Below are 249 nucleotides of genomic sequence, written 5' to 3'. Positions count from 1 at the left end.
GTACTCATAGGTGGTTACATGCCCTTTTGCATCTATTTCTTTCAAAAGATGGAAAGCCGAGTATTCATAGGAATGCGTTCCTAAGGGTTCTCCTCCGGGAGAAAATGATTCGCTTGTCAGAACACGATCTTTATAATCATAGGTATAAACGGTTTGCATTCCATTTTTTTCGATTTTCTCTTCCAGATTTCCATCGAGCGTGTAGGTCATTCTTTCAATGGAACCATCGGGATATTTAATAGAGTAAGG

General features: G+C 39.4%; 1 protein-coding gene. It reads right to left on the bottom strand.

The window, feature by feature from the left end; translation table 11 throughout:
• Nucleotides 1-249, bottom strand: a 249-nt coding sequence (locus AOM43_RS12865; RefSeq protein ID WP_152618874.1) for a hypothetical protein, incomplete at both ends; no start/stop codon positions are given.

It is taken from the genome of Parachlamydia acanthamoebae, assembly GCF_000875975.1.
Classification (GTDB): Bacteria; Chlamydiota; Chlamydiia; order Chlamydiales; family Parachlamydiaceae; genus Parachlamydia; species Parachlamydia acanthamoebae.
Note: the sequence above shows the minus strand (reverse complement) of the source record. Positions and strands in the feature narration are given on the sequence as shown.